The organism is ANME-2 cluster archaeon (assembly GCA_019429385.1).
Taxonomy (GTDB): domain Archaea; phylum Halobacteriota; class Methanosarcinia; order Methanosarcinales; family Methanocomedenaceae; genus Methanocomedens_B.
Genome location: JAHYIS010000058.1, coordinates 1 through 6,837, shown reverse-complemented (window position 1 = coordinate 6,837; position 6,837 = coordinate 1). Strand labels below are relative to the sequence as shown.

Sequence of the window (6,837 nt, the reverse complement as noted above, 5' to 3'; positions counted from 1 at the left end):
ATGCTGCTAAAATCAATGGCTATGTTATCCCTGACAATAGCCTTAATGAGCAGCGGATTATAATCGGTAACGGTACCATTCAGAGGTGACACAATCTCACCGGTCGGTGGCATAGAATCCACACCGTTATCGACAGTATAAGAGCGTGTATCAGAATTATAATGACCGGCACGGTCGTAAACCATAGCTGCTATAGTATAGGTCCCATCAGAGGTGGAATAAGTATTCCACTTCCAGCTATATGGCGCATTTGAAACGGTGGTCTGGTAATATCCGTCAATATAATATTCGACCCTGGAAATCCCACCATTATCCAATGCAAGCACCGTGATTGTCGCGATATCACTAACTTTCGCACCATTATTTGGAGTTAAAATGCTTATTGTAGGCCAGGTATTATCTGGTATAGCGTCCACACCGCCATTTTCAAATAATATCTGTCCGTTGTGTTCATAAATCAGAGTATGGTCAGCAACCATGCTGTGTACCTTGCTTCCATCAGCCACATTTACATCAGGGTCCAGAGGAACAACTACAGAAACAAAAGGACTGGATGCCGAACTGACCGTAATTTTACCTGTTGTGATCTCAACCTCATACGGTTTATTGGCGATCAATGGTGGTAAGTTCAGCTCTTTCCGTATCTCCACTACCGAATCCTCTAACAGACTGGCCTTTATTTCCACATCCATATCCACGATCTTTGATGCAACATCATTCCCTATACTTGCATACTGCTCATTCATTACCGTCTCACTGGCCCGGTCATTGATGCTGTTGAAGGCCAGCATGACCATACCAAGCATCATCACAGTTATGGTGAAAAGGAGAATGGTCTCAAGTGTTACCGTCACAGCCTGTTCATCATTCATTATTCGCATAGTAGTTCCCTCAAATTTTTACCAGTACAGTATCTTTAAACGTTGCCATGCCATCAGTATAGGTAAGGGTGACATTGATATTGTGAGTATCAACGATTACCTGGTCCCTGAATACACTGGCATAGAATATTTCGCCTGCTATCCGTTCTGCCTGTGTCCCTCGTGTTTGGATAGTATGACCTGCCAGGTAAACCACTCTACCATTCTCAAACGGAGCTTCCACATAGGCCAGGTGGTATTCCAGTTCACCGTCTGTGTCATCGTCAAATAAGACCTGGCTGCCGTTGGGATATGCCATATACCCGATGATATTTGTATCAGGATTAACTGCGCTGGTAGTATTGTTCAAAGTAAATGCCACACCTCTGCCGGAATGTCCCCATACCGGACCGTACATACCACTTATGTTGCTTGTCTGGGACAATTGGTTGAATACTGCTCCCGTTTCCACAAATCCTGAAAGTGGCATTGGAGGGGTGGAGTTAAGCACTGATGAACTGTTTATCAATCTAACATAAGGACCATCTGGTATTGTTCCGGGTACAGTACTGTTATCCGATTCGTTAACGCCAATAAAACCAAACCATGGATGCTGGGTATTATTATCAACAGCCTCCATCGCCGCATCCATAGTGACCGCTCCAAGACATTCAGCATACAATACACCACCGTCAGCTGTCCAGTTCAGTATAGCACTGGTAATGCTGCTGCCCACAGTACTCATATTCTCATGGGTAAGTAATATGCTGTAATTATCAATGGTCAGGCTGCCCGCCAGAATGTCAGAATCATTCAACAGTGTATAGGGTATCAACATATCAGAATAGTAGTCTACGATCGTATCGATCTCGGGACTGGTATCGGGATATACTGCAACGCTTGGAATCTCATTTATGGCAATAGTATACTGGAGGTCTCTGCCACCTGCCATATTCAATGCATGGATGGTTATCGGTGGACTGAAATTGAGTGACTCGTTGTATATCCACTGGAGTGTCGAATCATCGAAGTTATTAGCGTCTATCATGAAAGGACCACCAGAGTAATACCTGACCTGGATAGTCCCCGGACCCATGGAAGGAACTGCTACATCATCACTGATAACGTTGAGATAAAAATCACTGTCCACAATTACATCGATGTCGCCATATTCTACAATGCCCACGATTTCAGAAAAACCTAATGTTATATTCGTGGTGGCTATTGCGCCGTAAAGTGAATACCTGCCTACGATGGAGGGCATGAGCATATCAGCTTCATAAACACCGGTACTGACCTGGGTTGCATTAAAATTGAAATAGGAACTACCATCGTGCAATACTGCACCAACATCATCTGATGTATTTGTCAAATTTCCGTTAATATAAGTCCTCATCGTGACCTTTACCGTATCTCCCGGCGAAACCACGCTTTCATTGGTTTGAATAGTCATGGTATATTCTGACACTACCAGAGGTTTTACATCTTGAATTGCTCCTGAAGCCAGCAGTGCCACACCGTACGTTGAAGGCGATGTAAAAATGTTGCCCGGGATAGTAATATTAGCTTTTCCACCTGTTAATCCGATATTCTGGACCCATAACGCTGTCAAGTTATTATATAACACTTCCACCTTTACAGAAGTTTCAATTGGCAAATCAATACTGACATTTATGTCCTGTCCCATCAGGTAGGAACCCACAGTATCAACATCGAAAGAATAATTGCCGTATGTCACAGGGGATCTTTGGATATTTACTGAACTGTTGAAGGTAATATTAGCGTCCACAGCACCTGGTGTTGACGTCGATCCTATTGTAATGTTCCCTGAATTTACAGGGTCCTGCAATATTGTATACACCGGAACACTGGTATTATTTACAATGTTCCAGATGAATTTGTATGTATGTAATGTATTATTCTGGTTACTATCCATGGGAATGATCAAAGATGCATTGGGGAACTTATGCTCCTGTGTCATGAATTTCTGGACCTTGATGGTACGTTCCCCGTGTGTGGAAGTAAAGGAAACATTATTTACTTTCAGGTTCACCGAAGTTCCCCTTACTGCAAATACCTGGCTTAACGTTTCACCCATGACATCAGTGTAATTTAAGAAATATTCCCGTAACAGAGTTTCGTTGGTAACATTGTTGTCTGTACCGTATTGCAAAGTCACCAGTGCAGCATATTCAATTTCAGAAATTGCAAGGTTCCTGAATTCTTTTACATCCTGTTTTGAGATATCAAGCCCTGAGGAGGGAAGATTAGCGGTGAGGATGAGGTTATTGAGCAATATCATGAACGTGAGAGTACCCAGCATAATCATAAATCCTGATAATAATATTAACTGTGCATTCTGTGGTTCAGGAATATCCGGGCCAGTTCTTTGCATCTCCCTCACATCCTCCAGAGAGTAAGTCTTACATCCAGGATATTGTAAAATTCAGTATCGCTGGAAATGTCAGGTATATTCGACTCACTATTTATGCCATCTTCATCATGAATGACGACCTTTTTACTGACCATTATTGCATTGTCAGACGGCAAACCGTTCCATATCATTCGTACGGTGTCCCAATTATTGTTTTCGTCCAAATAGGAGATTTGCATATTATAGGCCGTACCATCTGCAAGTATGACATCATCCAGGCCATCACACAGCGTGATTACAGCGGGTATATAGACACCACCCTGACCAAAAATCTCACCACCGTCCCAGTCAAGTAATGCCTGTTTCAACGGTGAATAAGTATCACCATCCGGTACATAGTCCAGTACGGTGATCAGGTCATTGGCCCTTACTTCGATCTGTGTTTCAACCTGCTGATTAGATGATGAAGATGTCAGTGGTGTCAGTGGTGACGCCTGGACAATGAACGAAATAAGGACTATCATCATAATGGCCGAAGCTGCGCCTTCCAGGGTATACATTTGTCCATGACAATTTTGCAGCATACGGGATCTGGGTGAGATCATTTACCACACCCTCACATGCAGGATTGCTATCGTATCATCAGCGTCCACATATACCACACGGATGGTTTGCGCAACATTGGTGCTTTGTGGTACCTGAGGTCCGTTATTAAGCACAACCCCACCGGTCCCATTCAGGTATAATGAACCATCAGTATTGTAAAGCGACATATTGATAGTGTATATATTCGAACTACTGTACAGGCCCCATTCTTCCTGCATTGTCCGGTAAGTGGATGCATTATCCATAAGGCTGTTAATATATTCAGCCCTGTTAATTGAAATGACATTTACATCTGATTGACTGCTCGCAATACCTTTGGTGCTTTCTACCAGGGTTTTGGTTACTCTGTCCGATACTGACTTGACCTCATCAGAATTAGTCTGGAACGGGACGAACATATTGGTAAGGGTCTGGAAAAGGAAAATAAAAGTCATCATGAATATGACAACCCCGGCAATAAAATCCAGACTTATCTGTCCACGGGTATCGCCAAAAGGAAAAACCGTATTTTTTTTAGTACAGTCAGACCTAAGTTTTAATGTCGTTTTATTCATAACAATAATTTCGGAAATTTATCAAATTCTATACGTGTCTTCACTTCCACATTGGGAACATACAATAGGTATGAAGTTCGGGTCGGCCTGGAACTCAAATTCACAGACATTGCACATGAAAAATACCATTGATTGATCTACATAATCATCCATACTATCACCTCAACAATCGTGCTAAACATGTATCCTTATATACATCATATGGTGTTTTATATAAAAAGAGTTTCCCTCAGATATGATGAGCATAATGACATCCGAAACATGCCTTGTGTTATCCGGAAAAGGTGGTGTTGGCAAAACTACCGTTTTTTCAAATGTTGCGACTTCCATAGCTATGATGGGGAAAAAAACCGTAATCATAGACGCAGATTTGGCAATGGCAAACCTTGGGCTGGTTTTCGGTCTTCAGGATTTGCATATCACACTACATGAAGTATTAGCAGGGAAAGCATCTATCAGTGAGGCGATATATGCTGGACCCGGTGGCCTGGAAGTGGTTCCCTGTGGAGATACTATTGCAGGATTCCAGGAAGCAGACCCGGCAGGTCTTGTTGAAGTAATAGACTACTTTCAGTCCAGGACCGAATTTATTTTCATTGATGGTCCTGTCGGGCTGAACGAAGATATTTTCCTGATGCTTCCCCATATTGACCATGTTATCCTGATTGCTACTCCTGATTTGGCATCGATAGCAGATACACTTAAGATGAAGGTTATAGTAGAGTCTTTTGGATGCAGGATCAAAGGTATAGTAATGAACCGCGTTGATACATTGAATCTTGATGAAATAACGATTATGGTTAAGAATACGCTGGAACTGGATATATTATCAGTTATTCCATACGACCCGAAAATGAACGAAGCTGCCATGAAAATGATCCCTCTGGTAACACACATCCCAGATTCTCCTGCATCCATTGCAATGACTATGCTGGCAGCAAATATTGCAGGGGTGGAATATACGCCGCCAATCAGGGATGCGGGATGGTTCCAGAGGCTGATGAGAAAATTCAGGAAAAGAGGAATTGAAAATTATGGACCGAACTGAAAATAAAAATACGAATGAGAAAAAATCAGTTGGTGATTCTGCCGCAGCCCTGGTCGAAGACGGGATGGTAGTAGGGTTAGGTACCGGTTCAACCACTGCTTTTGCCATACAGGCATTGGGGCGCAGGGTCGATGAAGGATTGGATATACGAGGAATTCCCACGTCATATCAATCCCTGATGCTGGCTATTGAATGGGGAATTCCCATAACGTCCCTTGACCAGGACCCGGTACCGGACATTGCTCTTGACGGGGCTGACCAGGTGGATGCGAACCTGTTTGTCATAAAGGGCGGCGGTGCTGCACATACCAATGAGAAGATCGTTGCCTGCTCTTCCAGGCGGTTCGTGGTGCTTGTTGATGAGAAGAAAATGGTTGACACTCTTGTCCATCCAGTACCGCTGGAAGTTATACCAAAAGCGCTGGAACTTGTCAGGCGGCAAGTCATGGAACTGGGAGGCATTCCCCTGTTACGCATGGCCGTGCGCAAGGACGGTCCAGTCATAACTGATAACGGAAATCTGGTTGTGGATGTCGATTTTGGTGAAATAGCAGACCCTGGTAAACTGGCGCTGCAACTGTCAGGCTGTACCGGTATAATAGAACATGGTATATTTGATAATGCAGATGAGATTTATGTGGGCATGCGTGATGGTACAGTTAAGATATTGAAGTGCAATCGTTGAACTGGACCGGAATGATTGGTGGAAAGAATGGCGAAACGTTTGTTCAAGAAACTGGATAATTTCCATGAACTCCATGAATCAGTCCACGACAGCCAGACGCTCCTGTCCAAACTAAAAAAGGAACTGGCCGGTTACACTGTTTTTGACCTGATGAAAATACAGGCACAACTGGAGAAGGAAAGCAGGTATCTTCCACCAGGGTATAAGAAATTGTACAAGGAAAAGATGGGAGAACAACTCTTCGGGAACTATAAGGCGATAATTTCAGGTGACGCGTACCATAACCAGAAACTGGATGGAGAATTATATGCCGAGTTCCTCAATACCTTCCAGAGCAAACTGGACGACCGGACCGATGAGCACTATCCTGATATGACCATACTGTACCACATGTGCGCGCTTTACAATATTTTTGTTACTCTCACCCCTCCGCACCCCGAGGGCACACCATTTCCCGGTGGCTTTGTTGTTGAAAAGAAAGGTGAGGATTATTACTGCCCTGTCAGGGAAAAGCAGGAAGATAACAGTGAAGCTTTGTGTAAATTCTGCGTTGCCAAGCAGACGGATATGGAATGAGCATCAGTAATCAGGAAACATCAGTTACCCCAATACATTCGTAATCCTAAAACAGCATTTTTCCCAAAAGCACCATTTTCTTAAAAACATCAATCCCCACACACAGGACTCTTCCTTAACCAGTCAATATCCGA

7 protein-coding genes are annotated in these 6,837 nt (G+C 43.3%); 3 read left to right on the top strand and 4 right to left on the bottom strand.

The features are described 5' to 3' along the window. From K0A89_12585 to K0A89_12570, 4 genes are all read right to left on the bottom strand, one after another. On the bottom strand, positions 1-881 hold an 881-nt coding region (locus tag K0A89_12585; protein ID MBW6519319.1), incomplete at its 3' end, for a hypothetical protein. A gap of 10 nt (positions 882-891) precedes the next feature. Beyond that, the gene (locus tag K0A89_12580; GenBank protein ID MBW6519318.1) at positions 892-3,255 is read right to left on the bottom strand and encodes a hypothetical protein; all 2,364 of its coding nucleotides are present in this window, start codon (positions 3,253-3,255) and stop codon (positions 892-894) included. Positions 3,256-3,260: 5 nt separating this feature from the next. Next, entirely contained in the window at positions 3,261-3,839 is a 579-nt protein-coding gene (locus tag K0A89_12575; GenBank protein ID MBW6519317.1) for a hypothetical protein, read from the bottom strand. Further along, the gene (locus K0A89_12570; GenBank protein MBW6519316.1) at positions 3,840-4,394 is read right to left on the bottom strand and encodes a hypothetical protein; all 555 of its coding nucleotides are present in this window, start codon (positions 4,392-4,394) and stop codon (positions 3,840-3,842) included. It abuts the gene before it with no gap. A gap of 247 nt (positions 4,395-4,641) precedes the next feature. Between K0A89_12570 and minD the strand changes: the two genes are divergently transcribed. Genes minD through K0A89_12555 form a run of 3 tightly spaced genes read left to right on the top strand, consistent with a single transcriptional unit; the run spans position 4,642 to position 6,703 of the window. Then, positions 4,642-5,442, top strand: a complete 801-nt coding sequence (gene minD / locus K0A89_12565; GenBank protein MBW6519315.1) for a cell division ATPase MinD — start codon at positions 4,642-4,644, stop codon at positions 5,440-5,442. Further along, positions 5,426-6,127, top strand: coding sequence for a ribose-5-phosphate isomerase RpiA (rpiA, locus tag K0A89_12560; protein ID MBW6519314.1), 702 nt, complete (start codon positions 5,426-5,428; stop codon positions 6,125-6,127). Before minD ends, rpiA begins: the two co-directional genes overlap by 17 nt. A 27-nt stretch (positions 6,128-6,154) precedes the next feature. Then, entirely contained in the window at positions 6,155-6,703 is a 549-nt protein-coding gene (locus K0A89_12555; GenBank protein MBW6519313.1) for a DUF2115 domain-containing protein, read from the top strand. The last annotated feature ends 134 nt before the right edge of the window (positions 6,704-6,837 follow it).